The sequence below is a fragment of the Bacteroides faecium genome (genome assembly GCF_012113595.1).
In the GTDB taxonomy this organism is placed as follows: domain Bacteria; phylum Bacteroidota; class Bacteroidia; order Bacteroidales; family Bacteroidaceae; genus Bacteroides; species Bacteroides faecium.
The window spans coordinates 4,605,816-4,622,901 of sequence record NZ_CP050831.1 but is presented as its reverse complement, the minus strand read 5'-3'; the positions used below and the strand labels follow the sequence as shown (position 1 = coordinate 4,622,901).

18 protein-coding genes are annotated in these 17,086 nt (G+C 43.9%); 10 read left to right on the top strand and 8 right to left on the bottom strand.

Features of this window, described 5'->3' with window-relative positions; genetic code table 11:
- Positions 1-34 precede the first annotated feature (34 nt).
- On the top strand, positions 35-625 hold the full coding sequence (locus BacF7301_RS17140) for a YqgE/AlgH family protein (protein ID WP_167964680.1): 591 nt from the start codon (positions 35-37) through the stop codon (positions 623-625).
- An 11-nt stretch (positions 626-636) separates the two neighbouring features.
- Here the strand turns inward: BacF7301_RS17140 and BacF7301_RS17135 are convergent, their stop codons facing one another.
- From BacF7301_RS17135 to recR, 3 genes are read right to left on the bottom strand one after another with little or no spacing between them, the layout of a single operon-like run.
- On the bottom strand, positions 637-1,173 hold the full coding sequence (locus BacF7301_RS17135) for a GNAT family N-acetyltransferase (RefSeq protein WP_167964678.1): 537 nt from the start codon (positions 1,171-1,173) through the stop codon (positions 637-639).
- Entirely contained in the window at positions 1,170-1,628 is a 459-nt protein-coding gene (locus BacF7301_RS17130) for a hypothetical protein (protein ID WP_167964676.1), read from the bottom strand. Before BacF7301_RS17130 ends, BacF7301_RS17135 begins: the two co-directional genes overlap by 4 nt.
- Positions 1,629-1,657: 29 nt before the next feature.
- Positions 1,658-2,275 carry a recombination mediator RecR gene (gene recR, locus BacF7301_RS17125; protein WP_167964674.1) on the bottom strand — a complete coding sequence of 206 codons (618 nt, stop codon included), beginning with the start codon at positions 2,273-2,275 and terminating at the stop codon, positions 1,658-1,660.
- 90 nt (positions 2,276-2,365) lie between these two features.
- Here recR and BacF7301_RS17120 point away from each other — a divergent pair, with 90 nt between their 5' ends.
- The 7 genes from BacF7301_RS17120 to BacF7301_RS17090 all read left to right on the top strand — a co-directional run bounded on the left by BacF7301_RS17120 (position 2,366) and on the right by BacF7301_RS17090 (position 9,505).
- Positions 2,366-3,820 carry a sodium:solute symporter gene (locus BacF7301_RS17120; protein WP_167964673.1) on the top strand — a complete coding sequence of 485 codons (1,455 nt, stop codon included), beginning with the start codon at positions 2,366-2,368 and terminating at the stop codon, positions 3,818-3,820.
- Positions 3,821-3,944: 124 nt separating this feature from the next.
- Positions 3,945-4,547: a ribosome biogenesis GTP-binding protein YihA/YsxC gene (gene yihA / locus BacF7301_RS17115; RefSeq protein ID WP_022139785.1), complete on the top strand. Its 603-nt coding sequence runs from the start codon at positions 3,945-3,947 to the stop codon at positions 4,545-4,547.
- A gap of 14 nt (positions 4,548-4,561) precedes the next feature.
- On the top strand, positions 4,562-5,161 hold the full coding sequence (locus BacF7301_RS17110) for a DUF4923 family protein (protein ID WP_167964672.1): 600 nt from the start codon (positions 4,562-4,564) through the stop codon (positions 5,159-5,161).
- A gap of 99 nt (positions 5,162-5,260) precedes the next feature.
- On the top strand, positions 5,261-5,656 hold the full coding sequence (locus tag BacF7301_RS17105) for a DUF1573 domain-containing protein (protein ID WP_022139787.1): 396 nt from the start codon (positions 5,261-5,263) through the stop codon (positions 5,654-5,656).
- Between the two features lie 104 nt (positions 5,657-5,760).
- Complete coding sequence (locus BacF7301_RS17100) at positions 5,761-7,749, top strand: OPT family oligopeptide transporter (RefSeq protein WP_167964671.1); 1,989 nt, start codon at positions 5,761-5,763, stop codon at positions 7,747-7,749.
- Positions 7,750-7,754: 5 nt separating this feature from the next.
- Complete coding sequence (locus BacF7301_RS17095) at positions 7,755-8,537, top strand: N-acetylmuramoyl-L-alanine amidase-like domain-containing protein (RefSeq protein ID WP_369805502.1); 783 nt, start codon at positions 7,755-7,757, stop codon at positions 8,535-8,537.
- Between the two features lie 2 nt (positions 8,538-8,539).
- Positions 8,540-9,505 (top strand): PorV/PorQ family protein, encoded by a 966-nt coding sequence (locus BacF7301_RS17090; protein ID WP_167964670.1) that lies wholly within the window; start codon positions 8,540-8,542, stop codon positions 9,503-9,505.
- On the opposite strand, the gene lipB is transcribed toward BacF7301_RS17090, so the two are convergent.
- The gene (gene lipB, locus BacF7301_RS17085) at positions 9,462-10,145 is read right to left on the bottom strand and encodes a lipoyl(octanoyl) transferase LipB (protein ID WP_167964669.1); all 684 of its coding nucleotides are present in this window, start codon (positions 10,143-10,145) and stop codon (positions 9,462-9,464) included. The genes BacF7301_RS17090 and lipB overlap by 44 nt on opposite strands.
- Before the next feature lie 66 nt (positions 10,146-10,211).
- Between lipB and BacF7301_RS17080 the strand changes: the two genes are divergently transcribed.
- On the top strand, positions 10,212-11,051 hold the full coding sequence (locus tag BacF7301_RS17080) for a helix-turn-helix domain-containing protein (protein ID WP_167964668.1): 840 nt from the start codon (positions 10,212-10,214) through the stop codon (positions 11,049-11,051).
- 127 nt (positions 11,052-11,178) lie between these two features.
- Here the strand turns inward: BacF7301_RS17080 and BacF7301_RS17075 are convergent, their stop codons facing one another.
- The 4 genes from BacF7301_RS17075 to BacF7301_RS17060 form a co-directional block, all read right to left on the bottom strand.
- Positions 11,179-13,395 carry a heavy metal translocating P-type ATPase gene (locus BacF7301_RS17075; RefSeq protein ID WP_167964667.1) on the bottom strand — a complete coding sequence of 739 codons (2,217 nt, stop codon included), beginning with the start codon at positions 13,393-13,395 and terminating at the stop codon, positions 11,179-11,181.
- Between the two features lie 104 nt (positions 13,396-13,499).
- Positions 13,500-13,823: a heavy-metal-associated domain-containing protein gene (locus tag BacF7301_RS17070; protein WP_167964666.1), complete on the bottom strand. Its 324-nt coding sequence runs from the start codon at positions 13,821-13,823 to the stop codon at positions 13,500-13,502.
- A 33-nt stretch (positions 13,824-13,856) separates the two neighbouring features.
- On the bottom strand, positions 13,857-16,079 hold the full coding sequence (locus BacF7301_RS17065; protein WP_167964665.1) for a TonB-dependent receptor: 2,223 nt from the start codon (positions 16,077-16,079) through the stop codon (positions 13,857-13,859).
- A gap of 129 nt (positions 16,080-16,208) precedes the next feature.
- Positions 16,209-16,607, bottom strand: a complete 399-nt coding sequence (locus tag BacF7301_RS17060; RefSeq protein WP_167964663.1) for a hypothetical protein — start codon at positions 16,605-16,607, stop codon at positions 16,209-16,211.
- A 126-nt stretch (positions 16,608-16,733) separates the two neighbouring features.
- On the opposite strand from BacF7301_RS17060, the gene BacF7301_RS17055 reads away from it, so the two are divergent.
- Positions 16,734-16,967, top strand: coding sequence for a YecH family metal-binding protein (locus BacF7301_RS17055; protein ID WP_167964662.1), 234 nt, complete (start codon positions 16,734-16,736; stop codon positions 16,965-16,967).
- Positions 16,968-17,086 lie beyond the last annotated feature (119 nt).

Genomic DNA, 17,086 nt, shown 5'->3' with positions numbered 1-17,086 from the left:
ATTGTTATTCCGTTTTTTTCATTACTTTAGTGGCATGAACATAGACCTTGATATATTTAAGATTCAATCGAATAATGTGCTTCCGTCAAGAGGAAAGATTTTAATATCCGAACCTTTTTTACGCGACGCGACATTCGGCAGGTCTGTAATATTGCTGGTCGATCATACGGATGAAGGTAGTATGGGGCTGGTTATCAACAAGCAATTGCCACTTCTACTTAATGATATTATCATGGAATTCAAGTATCTCGATGAGATTCCTTTATATAAAGGCGGGCCTGTTGCCACCGATACCTTATTTTATCTTCATACATTAGCAGAAGTTCCCGGTTCTATCTCTATCAGCAAAGGTCTTTACCTGAATGGAAACTTTGACGAAATAAAGAAATACATATTGCAGGGGAATGAAATAAATGAACACATTCGTTTCTTCCTGGGGTATTCCGGTTGGGAAAGCGATCAATTATACAATGAGATTAAAGAGAACACATGGCTGGTTTCTGAAGAAGAGAAGTCTTATCTGATGAAAGATAACACCAAAGAAATGTGGCGGAAAGCCTTGGAGAAACTAGGCAGCAAGTATGAAACGTGGTCACGCTTCCCACAAGTGCCTACTTTCAACTAATCTTTCATTTCTTATTTCTTAGGATTCAGACACTGAAGAAGCGCCGCATCCTTGTAGCAACCTTCCACCTGCAGCCAATTCTTTAATAATCCGCATTGAACGAAACCACAAGATGTAAATAGTTTCATACAGACTTCGTTGTCTACTGCCACGTGTGCATAAAGCTGATTCAAAGACAGGAAATCAAAAGCATATTCGCAAAGTAACTTCAATGCATCGGTGGCATATCCTTGTTGGCGATAGTCTTTATGAATGGCAATTCCCACTTCTCCACGTGAATGGAGCGGAACAAAATCCGTAATATCAATCGTACCAAGTATGCGATGATCGGCTTTGCCGACAATCATCAGACGAAGCTGCTTATCTGCAAATACATCGCATTGCGATCCCTCGATATACTGGCGCAGCACGTAGCGGGAATAAGGAACTGTAAAGTTACTGATATCCCACATCGAAGGATCATTCTCCATCTCGTACATAATATCCATATCTTCCGGCTCTACTGCACGGAGATAGATGCGGTCGTTCATTAAGAAAGATGCTCTCATTGGTCTTTTTCTTTTGCGATGTGAAGTTCGTTACGCAGTTTTTTCTCACTGGGCAGACAGAAAAGAGAAGCCGTCAGTCCAATCAGCATACAAAGATTGCCTGTGCTGCTCAACGTCAGATAATAACACAGGAGATTTACAACGATAGCAATTTCGAGTATTCCCAGTCGGACGATACTCATTTGCACATAACGCTTCAGTGCAAGCGTAATGGTCATGTTGTCTATCTTCTTTTTCAGTACAAGGCTGAATAGTTTCAGAGAAAGAGGGATACACAAGGCTGTCAGCAAGATACCGGCCGTTTCAAAGTAATAAGTAGATTGCACATTCCCTTCAAGGATTCCTACAGGAATGAGTTCAAACTCCCCTGCCCCAAGCAAAAATGCCGGGAGCACCCAAAAGAAAACATAACTGATATTCAAGTTTCTGACAGCGCGCTTTATCTGTTCTTCCATGTTCGTTCTAAATTCTAAAGATGATTTGATTATATAGTTCCGGTGAAAACGGTACGGTTCACAATGCTACGTCCCAAAGTTACCTCATCGGCATATTCCAGTTCGTCGCCAACGGATATACCCCGGGCAATCACACTCAGTTTGACTCCCAGTTTATCCAGTTTGCGGTAGATATAAAAGTTCGTGGTATCCCCTTCCATTGTAGTACTCAAGGCCAGGATAACTTCTTTGATGCCCCCTTCGGATACTCGTTGCACGAGACTCTCAATTTGCAGGTCGCTCGGCCCTACCCCATCCATCGGAGAAATGACGCCGCCCAGGACATGATACAGCCCCCTGTATTGCTGGGTTGCTTCTACCGCCATCACGTCACGGATATTTTCCACCACACAAACAGTAGATGCGTCCCGTTGCGGATTGGCGCAAATCTGACAAGTTTCGGTATCGGATATATTATGGCATACTTTGCAATATTTCACCTCACGTTTCAGGGTGATAATGGAACTTCCGAACGCTTCCACAGTAGCCGAATCCTGGCGGAGCAGATGCAGGACAAGCCGCATAGCCGTCTTACGCCCGATGCCCGGAAGTTTTGAAAATTCGCCGACTGCCTTTTCAAGCAGTACGGAAGGATATTGTTGGTTCATAGATAATAATTACTATTCTATCGATATTTTGGCGCAAAGATACAGATTATTGTTTTAATACCTGCAAAAAATACTACCTTTGCAGCCGTTATGATGATACTTATTACTATTATATGCTACTTTGCGGTATTATTATTAATAGCCCGTATCACCGGACGCAAAGGCGGTTCGAATGCAGCGTTCTTCAAGGGAGAGAACAAATCGCCCTGGTATGTAGTCTCCTTCGGAATGATTGGCGCTTCTATATCCGGGGTTACTTTTGTCTCCGTCCCGGGCATGGTACGCGGAATGGATATGACCTACATGCAAACGGTATTCGGATTCTTCTTCGGATATATGGTAGTGGCACACATACTTCTTCCTTTATATTATAAGCTCAATCTGACAAGCATATACGGCTATCTCGGCACACGCATCGGAACACGCGCCTATCGCACGGGTTCTTTTTTCTTTCTGTTATCACGTATGCTGGGAACGGCCGCAAAGCTCTATCTGGTCTGCCTGATTCTCCATACCTATGTATTTCAGGAAATGCATGTTCCTTTTTGGGCGATTGCCGTCGGCTCGGTGGCATTGGTATGGATATACACTCATAAAAGCGGAATAAAAACCATTGTATGGACAGATACCTTACAAACTTTCTGCTTGATTGCCGCGCTGATTTTCATCATTTATTTCACGATTCAGAAATTGGACTTGAATTTCAGCGGTATTGTCCGGACCGTTCAGAACAGCGAATACAGCCGGATTTTCGTACTTGACGACTGGGTGTCCCGACAAAACTTCTTCAAGCAATTCTTCAGCGGTATCTTCATTGTAATTGTGATGACCGGACTTGACCAGGACATGATGCAGAAGAATCTTTCCTGCCGCAATCTGCGCGAAGCGCAAAAGAATATGTATTGTTACGGATTCTCATTCATCCCGCTGAACTTTCTTTTCCTGTGTTTGGGAATTCTGCTGATAACACTGGCCGGACAAATGCAACTGGAGTTACCTGCCATGAACGATGATATTCTGCCGATGTTCGCTACACAAGGTTATTTGGGACAATCCGTACTGATACTCTTTACAATCGGAATCATTGCAGCCGCTTTCAGCAATTCGGACTCCGCCCTGACAGCAATGACAACGAGCGTATGCGTCGACCTGCTGGATACTGAAAAGGATACCGAAGAAGTGGCACGCCGCAAAAGAAACAAAGTACATCTATCCCTTTCGGCTCTGCTGGCTTTCTTCATTTGCCTGGTCGAAATCCTGAATAATAAAAGTGTAATTGATGCTATCTACATCATCGCTTCCTATACGTACGGGCCGCTGCTCGGAATGTTTGCTTTCGGACTGTTCACGCGCAGGCAGACTAACGACCGCTTTGTTCCGTTCATAGCCATCGCCTCTCCACTGCTCTGCTATGCCTTGGATTGGTGGATAGCCAAAGAAACCGGATATAAATTCGGTTATGAATTGCTAATATTAAATGGAACACTTACCTTTGCAGGGTTAATGTTGATGTCTGGAAAAGAGAAAACGCTGAAAGTACCATGAAAACAAGTATTGCAGCGTTTATAATAAATAATGGCAGAGTTTATTATAAACGACGCGATAGTTTATTATAAACGATGAACGAGTTTATTATAAATAATAGAACGAAGAAATAAATGACAAAAATATGGAAATATCAAGTGCAGAATTTGTGATTAGTAACACGGACGTGAAGAAATGTCCGGCAGGTATTTTCCCCGAATATGCCTTTATCGGCCGTTCCAACGTGGGCAAGTCCAGCCTTATCAATATGCTGACCAACCGCAAAGGCTTGGCTATGACTTCCGCCACACCGGGAAAGACGATGCTTATCAATCACTTTCTGATTAATAAGAACTGGTATATTGTCGACCTTCCGGGATATGGCTATGCCCGACGCGGCCAGAAAGGCAAAGACCAGATACGTACCATCATCGAAGACTACATTCTGGAACGGGAGCAGATGACAAACCTGTTTGTCTTGATAGACAGCCGTCTCGAACCGCAAAAGATAGACCTGGAATTTATGGAATGGCTGGGCGAAAACGGTATTCCTTTCGCCATCATCTTCACCAAGGCGGACAAGCTCAAAGGCGGACGCCTGAAAATGAATATCAATTCATATCTGCGCGAATTAAGAAAGCAATGGGAAGAACTCCCGCCTTATTTTATTTCTTCTTCGGAAGACCGCACAGGACGTAAAGAAATACTTGACTACATAGAAAACATAAACAAGAGTATCAATCAATGAAAAAGAGAATGAAAATGAAAAAGAGTTTTTTATCAATTGCCTTTATGGCAGCATTTATGCTGACGGCTACTAACAGCCAAGCACAATCATGGTCGGACTTATTCAATAAGGACAACATTTCAAAAGTAGTAAACGCCATTACCGGAACTGCCGAAACTATCGACATGACCGGAACATGGAATTATCAAGGTTCTGCCGTCGAGTTCGAATCGGACAACCTGTTGATGAAAGCAGGCGGAGCTGCCGCAGCTACCATGGCGGAAAACAAACTGAACGAACAGTTGAGCAAAATCGGTATCAAAGACGGACAGATGAGCTTTACCTTCAATGCCGACAGCACTTTCACCAGTACAGTAGGAAAGAAAAAGCTGAATGGCACTTACTCCTACAATGCTTCCACCAAACAGGTAGACCTGAAATATCTGAAGCTACTGAATCTGCACGCAAAAGTGAATTGCAGTTCCAACTCACTGGAACTACTGTTCAACTCGGACAAGTTGCTGAAACTGATGGCTTTTATCGGTAGTAAGAGCAACAGCACCGCACTGAAAACAGTTAGTTCGCTGGCCGACAACTATGACGGAATGATGTTGGGATTCCAACTCACCAAATAGCAAAATCAAGGCGTTTAATACTATTTCGCACTCCATTGAGTATATTTTAGGGGAAAAAGCATTACCTTTGGCACTTGTAATCAATAAAGAGAAGGAAAAATGAAAAAGATACTTTTTTTAATGACCTTATTAGTTATGGGTGTAAGTTTTGCATTTGCGCAAACAAATGCAGACATTAAGTTTGACAAGACAACTCACGATTTCGGCAAGTTTTCAGAAAACAGTCCGGTAGTTAGTTGTACGTTTACCTTCACTAATATAGGTGATGCTCCTTTGGTAATTCACCAGGCAGTAGCTTCTTGCGGATGTACAGTACCCGAATATACGAAAGAACCGATTATGCCGGGTAAAAAAGGCACAATCAAGGTGACTTACAACGGAACAGGTAAATATCCGGGACACTTTAAGAAGTCAATCACCCTGCGTACCAATGCCAAAACTGAGATGGTAAGACTGTATATCGAGGGTGATATGGAAGCAAAAGATGCAAAGTAGGAAAAAATAGACTATAACATAAAGGAGAATCTTTCGGTTCTCCTTTTTTTTTGTTTACTTTGAGGACGGAAATGTAAATTGACACATTAGCAAATTATAAAACTATGAAACAAGAAGAAGACAAATTCACCGGGCTGCCCGAGAATGCGTTCAGAGAGTTGAAACCAGGGGAAGTATACAACCCGTTGATGAGTCCCTCGAAAAATTACCCGGAAGTTAATTTCTGGTCAGTAGCATGGGGTATCGCCATGGCAATCCTTTTCTCCGCCGCCGCAGCCTATCTGGGCTTGAAGGTGGGGCAAGTATTCGAAGCTGCTATTCCGATTGCGATTATCGCGGTAGGTGTATCAGGAGCAGCCAAGAGAAAAAATGCGTTGGGAGAAAATGTAATTATCCAGTCTATCGGAGCTTGCTCGGGAGTGATTGTAGCAGGAGCTATCTTTACCCTTCCCGCTCTTTATATTCTTCAGGCTAAATATCCTGAGATGACAGTTACTTTCATGCAGGTGTTCATCAGTTCTCTGCTGGGTGGTGTATTGGGTATTCTATTCCTGATTCCTTTCCGGAAATATTTCGTCAGTGATATGCATGGCAAATATCCTTTCCCGGAAGCAACAGCTACCACACAGGTATTAATTTCCGGCGAGAAAGGCGGAAGCCAGGCCAAACCGTTATTGATGGCGGGTATGATTGGCGGATTGTATGACTTTATCGTAGCTACATTCGGCTGGTGGAACGAGAATTTCACGACGCGTGTATGCAGCGCCGGAGAGATGTTGGCAGAAAAGGCGAAACTGGTATTTAAGGTGAATACAGGTGCTGCCGTACTGGGTTTGGGATACATCGTCGGATTGAAATATGCTTCTATCATTTGTGCCGGTTCACTGGCTGTATGGTGGATTATCATTCCGGGAATGTCTGCTATTTGGGGAGACAGTGTGCTGAATGCATGGAATCCCGAAATTACGACTACCGTAGGAATGATGAGCCCGGAAGAGATTTTCAAATATTATGCGAAGAGTATCGGTATCGGCGGTATCGCTATGGCGGGCGTGATTGGTATCATCCGTTCCTGGGGCATTATTAAAAGTGCTGTCGGACTGGCTGCTAAGGAAATGGGTGGCAAGGGTAATGTAGAAAAAAGCGTTATGCGTACGCAACGTGACCTTTCAATGAAGATTATCGCAATAGGTTCTGTCATCACGTTGATATTGATTGCACTGTTCTTCTACTTTGATGTAATGCAGGGTGATCTGTTGCATACAGTAGTAGCGATTGTCCTGGTAGCAGGCATTTCTTTTCTGTTTACCACAGTAGCTGCCAATGCGATTGCCATCGTAGGTACGAATCCTGTATCGGGAATGACTTTGATGACACTGATTCTAGCTTCCGTAGTGATGGTGGCTGTCGGTCTGAAAGGCCCTTCGGGTATGGTTGCCGCATTGGTGATGGGTGGCGTAGTATGTACCGCACTTTCAATGGCGGGTGGTTTCATCACTGACTTGAAAATCGGTTATTGGTTGGGAAGTACTCCTGCCAAACAGGAGACATGGAAGTTCCTGGGAACCATCGTATCGGCTGCAACCGTAGGCGGTGTGATGATTATCCTCAACAAGACATACGGATTTACAAGCGGTACACTGGCTGCTCCACAAGCTAACGCGATGGCAGCCGTTATCGAACCGTTGATGAGCGGTGTAGGTGCACCCTGGCTGCTATATGGCATCGGTGCTGTCTTAGCTATTATTCTGACTCTTTGTAAAATTCCTGCATTAGCTTTCGCATTGGGTATGTTTATTCCGTTGGAACTGAATGTGCCGTTGGTAGTAGGTGGAGCTGTCAATTGGTTTGTTACAACCCGCAGCAAAGATGCAGCACTGAATACGGAAAGAGGAGAAAAAGGAACATTGCTGGCTTCCGGTTTCATTGCCGGTGGTGCATTGATGGGTGTTATCAGTGCTGCTATGCGCTTCGGCGGAGTCAACCTGGTGAATGAAGCATGGCTGAACAATACCTGGTCGGAAGTGTTAGCATTAGGAGCATATGCGTTGCTGATTCTTTACTTTATCAAGGCTTCAATGAAAGTTAAATAAATAGTATGAGGAGACTTTTATCCGTCATAGTATCGCTTGTCAGTGTAATGACCTTTGCACAGGAACAGTCTGCGGAGCTTGCTCCGCAGGACTCCGGCGATATGCTGCGAATCGGGAAGTCTTATTTAGGGACAAAATATGTAGCCAATACCTTAGACCGGGACGGAGAAGAAAAACTGGTTGTCCGAACCGATGCGGTAGATTGTCTCACTTTTGTGGAATATACGTTGGCGCAGGCTATCAGTCCTTCTTTTACAGAAAATCTGCAAAAGATACGGTATCGTGATGGTATCATCGACGGTTATCCCTCGCGGTTGCATTATACTTCCGACTGGATTGATAACGGTGTCCGGCACGGTTTCCTTACAGATATCACTGCCAGGAACAGTACGCCTACAATGAAATTGTCCCTTTCATACATGTCCACCCATCCCAAACAATACAAGAAATTGGCTGATTCGCCGGAAAATGTGTTACGGATGGCTGAATATGAGAAAGTTTTATCAGGAAAAATAGTACATTGGCTGCCGAAAAACCAATTGCCGGAAAACGGATTGCCGTGGATTATGGATGGAGATATTATTGCTATCACAACAAAGTTGCCCGGACTGGACATTGCTCACGTAGGAATAGCAGAATATATAAATGGAAAGTTGCATCTGCTGCACGCTTCTTCTACATTAGGGAAAGTGGTTGTCAGCGATACGCCTCTCAGGCATATGCTCAACAATAATAAATCGTGGACAGGCATACGTGTCGTTCGAATGTCGCACATTAAAAATAACTGATTATGAAACGAGTAAAACATTTCCTTCTCGTCTCGTGCATCTTCCCAGTCCTAGCGGGAGCACAAGATAGGGCAAGCACTTACCTCTTGGAATTAACTCCAAGTGCCTATTTTTTGGAACTTACTCCGGATGCCCAATCGGCGGGTATGGCAGGTACAGGATTAGCTATCACCGACAACGGAAGTACAGCAATCTTTCATAATGCTTCTACCCTCGCCTTTTCTATGGAAACAATGGGGACAAGTTATTCATACGCTGACTTGAATAAAGATTATGCGTTGCACAGCGCGTCTATCTTCTATAAAATCGGAAGAGAAGGAAAGCACGGATTTATGGTAGGCTTCCGCCACTTCAGAAGCCCGAAGCAAGAAGTGGACGGGGGACCTAATATCGGTTTTCGTCCTTATATATGGGATTTGGAAGCCGGATATTTTAGAAATGTAGCAAAAAACCTGTCTCTCTCCTTAACACTCAGATATTTGCAATCCAAATCCTGGCAAAGTGCAGACAGTAAAAATTCCGTTTGTCTGGATTTTGGGGCTACATACCACCGCAATATGGCTCTTCTCGACGAAATGGCATCATGGAGCATCGGTTTCCAGGCTGCTAATATAGGGAAAAAGTTGGATGGTTATAAACTTCCCGCCAAGTTGGGATTAGGGGGAGCAATCGACCTGCCATTCAGCATGGAGAACCGTTTGCAGGTAGCACTTGACTTCAATTATTTGCTTCCTTCCGAGATCCGACATTTGCAGACAAGCGTAGGAGCCGAATACAATTTCCTGAAATATGCAGTAGTCCGTGCCGGATATCATTTTGAAGACAAAGACAAAGGCATGGGCAACTATGGTACTTTAGGCTGTGGAATCAATTTTTGGCCCATCCGCGTTGATTTCTCTCACGCACTGGCGGATAAGGATTCCTTTATGCACCATACTTGGCAACTGGGAGTCGGAATAGTTTTCTAAGTTCTTCTTCGAGACGTTGCTTCACTTCGTCCATCGGCACATCGTGCTTCAGTTCCTGACGAAGTGAAGTGACGCCTTTATCTATAAATCCGCAAGGGTGGATATAGCTGAAATACCGCAAATCCGTATTTACATTCAAAGCCAGTCCGTGCATGGTGACATAGTGGCTGCTTCTTACTCCTATCGCACATATCTTACGGGCACGGGGTGTATCACCTTCCAGCCAGACGCCTGTTGCTTTCTCCAGTCGTCCCGCTTCAATGCCGTAAGATGCACAGACACGTATCACAGCTTCTTCCAATAGATGGACGTACTCTTTCAGTCCTAATTCAAATTCTTCAAGATTCAGTATCGGATAGCACACTAATTGCCCCGGACCGTGATAAGTGATGTCTCCTCCCCTGTCTATGTGGTAAAGGGTCGCATCAATCGCTTTCAACTGTTCGTCACTTAGCAACATATTATTTTCTTTCCCGCTACGTCCCAAAGTATAGACATGGGGATGCTCACACATGATGATACGGTTCTCATAGGTTTCATCCTGTGCTTTTGCACGGACAACGCCGTCAAACCATTCCGTCTGCCGTTGCCAGGCTTCGGCATACGGTATCAAATTCCAATCGACAAAAACTGTTTTCATAAAAACAAAGGTAAGAAATAAAAAGAAAATGTGTACATTTGTTGGCCCAATATAACAAACACAACTATGAAAATGGACTTTCCACAGGTAGACTTGCCTACCGAAGTATTAGCATGGATGAATGTCACGGAAGATATTCTGAATATTTATAAGCAATCTTGCCGGTTGCAGGCATGTATTGTCGCCATTTGTACTGAAGGCTCAATGAAAGCTTCCATCAACTTGCTTGATTATGAAATACGTCCCAATGACTTGATAACATTATTACCGGGAACTATCATCCAGTTTCGGGAAAAAACAGAAAAAGTATGTCTCTGCTTCGCAGGTTTCTCCGCTCATTGCGCCGGACGTATCAATCTGATGAAGAATATCGGCAATGCTTATCCTAAACTTATCGAACAACCGGTAGTTCCTCTTAATGAGGAAGTAGCCGGTTATCTGAAAGATTATTTCGCCCTGCTGGCACGTGCCAGTTGCAATGAGAACTTTGATATGGACCCTGAATTGGTAGAATTGGCACTTCAGACTATCCTGACAAGCATACGGCTGATATATCATAATTATCCGGGAGAGAGCAGTAGCTCAAACCGTAAAAAGGAAATATGTCGGGAACTGATTCAATCTGTCACCGAGAATTATAAGAACGAACGCCGTGCGCAGTTCTACGCGGACAAGTTGGGGGTATCTCTCCAACATCTGAGTACTACGGTGAGACAAGTGACAGGGAAAAGTGTATTGGATACGATTGCTTATATCGTTATCATGGATGCCAAAGCTAAATTGAAGGGTACGAATATGACTATCCAGGAAATTGCTTATTCGCTGAATTTTCCCAGTGCTTCTTTCTTCGGCAAATATTTCAGACGATATGTTGGAATGACGCCATTGGAATTCAGAAATGGATAATATTATTTTTAGGCACGGATTACACGGAATACGCGGTTGCTTTGTACAACCATATTTCAGAAAACCGTGAAATCCGCGTAATCCATGCCTAATTAAAGAAGAATTATTTATTTTAAACCATCACTTATTACAATCTTCTTCTTCCCAAACTCAAGGAATTGAGTACCACACTCACGCTGGAGAAAGCCATAGCGGCACTTGCCAGCATCGGGTTCAATAACAAACCATTCAATGGGAACAGGATTCCGGCAGCGATAGGAATACCTATCAGATTATAAATAAATGCCCAAAAGAGATTCTGATGAATCAGTTTGACTGTCTGTTTCGATAGCTGGAAGGCTTTGGGAAGCAACAACAGGTCGGATGTCATTAAAGTTACCATAGCAACATCCATGGCAATATCCGTACCTTTTCCCATAGCAATGCTGACGTCAGCCAATGCCAAGGCTTGCGAGTCATTGATTCCGTCACCTACCATAGCGACTTTCTTTCCCTGCAATTGCAGTTCGCGTACAAAGTCTGCCTTATCGTCCGGCAGTGCGTCAGCAACGAAACGTTCGATTCCTAAATGGGAAGCGACAGCCAGAGCTGTCCGTTGTCCGTCACCGGTCAACATGCAGATGTCGATACCCTGACGCTTCAACTCTTTCACTGCTTCGGCAGAGGTCGCCTTTATCGGGTCGGTAACAGCAATGATAGCTAATAGTTCGTTCTCACGACCAAAGTAAATGATGCCATTACCGTCCGATTCATAGCGAACCAACATATCAGCCATTACATCACTCATCGTAGCACTGAAATCCCTTAAAAGCTTATGGCTACCTACCCAGTACACTTGTCCCTGATAGGAAACTTTTATACCTTTTCCTGTGATACTTTCAAAGCTATCCAACTTGGCGGGAGTTACTTTTTCCTCGTCCTGAAGCGCAGCTACTATAGCACCGGCAAGAGGATGTTCAGATTTCATTTCCGCAGCGAGGAGCACATCTTTATAATGTGGTTCCTGCGATTGTGCCCATAGCCATCCGGTAGCTGTGGGATGCCCTTCTGTCAATGTACCGGTCTTATCCAGTATAACGACATCGACCTTGCGCATTTGTTCCAAAGCGACGGCGTCCTTAATCAGTATATGCTGACTGGCAGCCTTGCCGATTCCTACCATCAATGCGGTTGGCGTAGCAAGTCCTAAAGCACACGGACAGGCAATCACAAGAACAGACACGGCGGATAGAACTCCATAAGATATATATTCGCTGCCGCCAATGGCAATCCATAAGATAAATGTCAGGATGGCAATGCCAAGCACGACAGGTACAAAAATACCGGTTATACGGTCAACGATACGCTGTACGGGCGCTTTACTGCCCTGTGCTTCCTGTACCATATGGATGATACGCGCCAATACCGTCTCACTGCCGACCTGTGCCGCACTGATAATGAACGAACCGCGCTGATTGATAGTTCCCGCCAATACTTTATCGCCTTTCTTCTTTTCTACCGGAATAGGCTCACCGCTTATCATACTTTCGTCGACATATGAATCGCCTTCGGAAAGTTTACCATCCACGGGAATCTGCTCTCCCGGACGAACAACTACCAAATCACCGACTTGCAGTTGCTCAATCAGAATCTCCTCTTCCACTCCGTTGCGCAGGACACGGGCTACTTTAGGTTGCATCCCCATCAACTTGCGGATAGCGTTGGAAGTATTTCCTTTCGCGCGTTCCTCCATCAGTTTGCCGGTCAACACGAAAGCGATAATCACCGCAGAAGCCTCATAATAGACGTGCGGTTCCAGTCCGCGGGCATACCAGAATTCAGGAAAGAAAGTATTAAACAGGCTGAACAGAAAAGCAATGGAAGTACTCAGTGCAACCAAAGTATCCATATTGCTCCGCCCTATCTTTGCCTGCTTCCACGCTCCGGTAAAGAAACCGCCGCCGAAAAAGACCATGACAGGGATAGCAAGTACCAACTGAATCTCGTTAGAGTATGGCATATGCATCAATATCATGGAGAATACCAGCAATGGTACTACCAAAATCCATGCACCAATCACTTTCCGTTTCAAGCGAACGTAGCGTTTATGCTGCTCTTCTTCCTGACGCTCTTCTTTATGGGCTTCCTCCACAATCAGGTCGTAGCCTGCTGCAAGCACTGCCGCACGGATTTCTCCGGGAGTCAGTTTGTCTTTCTCGTAAGAAATAGTTAGCATATTGGTGGCAAAATTGACGGAAGCCTCCGTGACTCCCGGCAATTTTCTTACTGTTTTTTCTACATTATTAGCACAACCCGCACAATGCATATTGAGCACGGGAAATGCCTTTTTTACTATATTACCCATATATATAATTATTGTTTTACGGTCTTTTCCCCCTTCCTTGTCAGAGGAACAGGGAAAGACCATTATTTACTTATAGAAACAAGCCAATACGGGTATTTGTTCAATTACTTCTTATCCGCTTTCTTATCGTCCTTCTTTGTTTCTTTCACAAATTCGGCTTCATAATTGAACTTCTTGAATCCCGCTTGCAAGTTCTTTACATTTGTCTTTTCAGCATCGTATGTGATAGTGACAGTCCGGTCTTTCACAACAGTAGAAACTTCTTTCAGACCTTTTTCGAAACGCATGTTGTCCTTCACTTTCTTTTCACAGTTTTCGCAGTGCATCTGAGTCACTTTGAATACTACTACACGAATATCTTTCGCCATTACGGCAGCTACACTCAAAAGAGCCACCACGCAAGTGGCCATCCATCTTTTTGTTCTCATTTTTCTTATTAGTTTAAATGTAAGTTATTCTTTTTATTCACTGTTTCTAGCCAAGTTGAAACGCAGTCCGATATACGCCTTTGCACCGTGCATCGGTCCCCATATCATGGTGGAATCAAAGTTATCTCCCCAAGGATTTGCTGCGTCGATAATCGGGTTCTTCTGTTTGAAGTTTGTCAGGTTCTCGCCGCCTACGTAGATAGACCAGCGACGGAAATAGCGGGTTACTTGCAGGCTTAGTTGCTCAAAGCTGCCATAACGGCGATTCCATGACAGTTGCCCGTCTCCAAGTTCGTAAGGAGAAGGCATTCTGCCACCGCCATTCAATTGCAGCGTTGCGTCAAATTGCCAGATTCCCAACGGAGTTTGGTAAGATGCAGTCAGTAATCCTTTGTATTTGCTGGTCAAAGGTCTTTCCATTCGCTGGCCTTTGTAGGTGGTTTGCGCATCCGTCAAGCGGTAAGCGCCTGTCAGAGTGAATCCTTTGAAGAACGGATAGCTCGCTTCCACTTGGAATACGTGCGAATATGAACGACCATCCAGGTTATAGAAAGATACTCCATGGGGATTGCTATCCATATCTACCACAACTTGTTTCAGGAAGTCCGTATAGTAGTATTCGGCATTAATATTCAATGTTTTACCGAATATCGGGATGTAGGTAGACACACTTGCGCCATAGTTCCATGCTTCTTCCATATCCAGGTTCTTTGCAATCTCCACTTTACGGCTGCTGGAAAGCAGATAGTTATTTTCCGCCAATACATGATTTGTCCGGTAGCCTTTTCCGGCAGAGAGACGGAAGTTTATATATTCATTAGGATTGTATTTAAGGTGCGCACGGGGGGTTACAAAGAAGCCATGTTCGTTGCTATAATCTCCGCGAAGACCTGCCATCAGCATCCATTGGTCATTCAGGTTCAAAGTGTACTGCACGTAAGCTCCGGGAACGGCTTCTTTCTCAAAGGCTTTGAGAGGAGTGTCATCCGCATTGTTTGCCAAACGATAGTGTTGGTCGTAAGCATCATAATTGAAACTTAATCCTGCGGAGAAGCTGTTCTGTTTATTGAACTCCGTTTCGAACATCAATGAAGCGTAGACATTGGTTTGGTCTACGTTATAGAGCTTCAGTCCGTAATTAGCATCCTGATTATGTAAACTGGCAGAGAGAATCAAAGCCAGGTTGGTATTCTTCTCCTTATTAAATATATAGGCGTTCTTGGTGAAGAATTCATAGCGTTCCGTATCAATGTTCACTTTATAAGGATTGTCGAAATGCATTCCGCCATGATTGGCTTGTCCGCTGGTACGTGTTTCGGAAAGGGCTTTGATACCTGCCTGAAAGACATAATGGTCGCCCATATACGCCCATCGGTTCCACACATTATATTGCTCTACCTGCGGAATATCTACAAATCCGTCGTCATTACCATCGTGAGCTTTCGTCTCGTTTTCATAATGTGCCAGCAGAGAGGTGCTCCAACGTTTGGAGATTTTCAGCGTAGCATCCGCATTGGCTTCGTAACGATTGGTAGTGCTTGCGAAAAGATTGGCGGATACCCAGTCGGCTTCCGGCAATTGGGGTTTCTTAAATTCGACGTTAATCTGCCCTGTAATGGCTTCATAGCCATTCTTCACGGAAGAAGTTCCTTTGGAAACCTGTATGCTCTGCATCCATGGACCGGGAACATAACCTAAACCATAAGGAGCAGCAGCCCCGCGATAGTTCGGAATATTCTCCGTCAGCATCTGCACATAAGTGCCGGACAGTCCCAACAATTTGATTTGCTTGGCTCCCGTTGCTGCATCGGAATAACTCACATCGACCGAGGGATTTGTCACGAAACTCTCTCCCAAGTTACAACAAGCGGCTCTACTCAACTCGGCACTGCTTATCATATCTTCATTCATAACGCTGTTGCGTAGTTTCATTGTCCCCAGTCTTCGACTGACTACATTTACTTCATTCAGCTCCACCCCATCGCGAAGCACAATATCCAACTTCTGATTCCTACCGTTCACATGAATCGTATCGTTCTGAAAACCGATAAAGCTGACTATCAGCATATGGCTTTTGGAAGGTTTGGCGATAGAAAAGCTTCCGTCTTCCTTAGTAGTCACGCCTTGTCCCGTATTCATCCAGAATACGTTTGCTCCGGGAACAACTTCCCCGGTATTATCTTTTACTGTTCCATGTACTTGCGCATGCATATTGCCGGCAAACAACAGGAACAGTCCTATTATCATATATTTCATGTTTTCTAAACTTTCTTTCGAGATACAAAATTAATTCATTTCTCATGCAACTAAGTTGCATTCAATTACACCTCACTTTCCTGCTTTAATACAGCAAAAAGTAAAGTCCCTAAAAGAAAGATTTAGTGGCTAAATAATATAGGTGGAATATAGCGCCAGCTTCTGTCGAGAACAGAGAGGTGGCGGCGAGGTGAGAGTATCATACTCTACCGGATTATCTGAATAGGTGAAAGTCAGCAAATAGCAGAACTGCGCACAGAAAAGATCTACTGCCTGAGGTGAAACATTCAACTCAGTAGTATGTTTCATCAAGTCTAGCTTATAAATAGTAGCTGTACATCCTTTCGCTTTACAATCCTTTTTTGAGTCGCAAGTATGCGTTTTCTTACATTTCGGACAGCCTGTGTCACAACAGCTTTGCACCGTCTCGCAACGGGCGCAGCAATAGTGCACAATGGATACTCCCGCCCCTGAATAGATAATCAAGAGAGAAAGAATCAATGCTGTTATGTAAGCTAATCTTTTCATATCAACGGACAAAGATAAGAATAAAACTATATAAATCTATAATTTATAGAAAAAATGAGTGTAATGTCACATATGTTACAATCTATAATCCACCTCTTCCCTATCTTTGCAGAAAAAAGATAGATTATGGAACAATTACATGCTCATGAAGTCCTTCATATGATGGAAGGAAATAGCTACTCGGAATCATCATTGCGAGCAGCAATCATTGAAAAGTTTGGTGGACAACAACACTTCTACACTTGTTCGGCAGAAGATATGGATGTAGATACCCTTATAGAGTTCCTTAAGATGAAGGGAAAATTCATGCCTACCGAAGATGGATTTACCGTAGATATAACGAAGGTTTGCAACCACTGATTCTTTTTTCTACCATTAAAAAAGGAGAAGCTATGTACTTGTTGTTTAGCACACGTAAGTACATAGCTTTTTTTCTTTAATCAGACGGACACTATCCGATAAGCCTGTCTAAAGAGAAA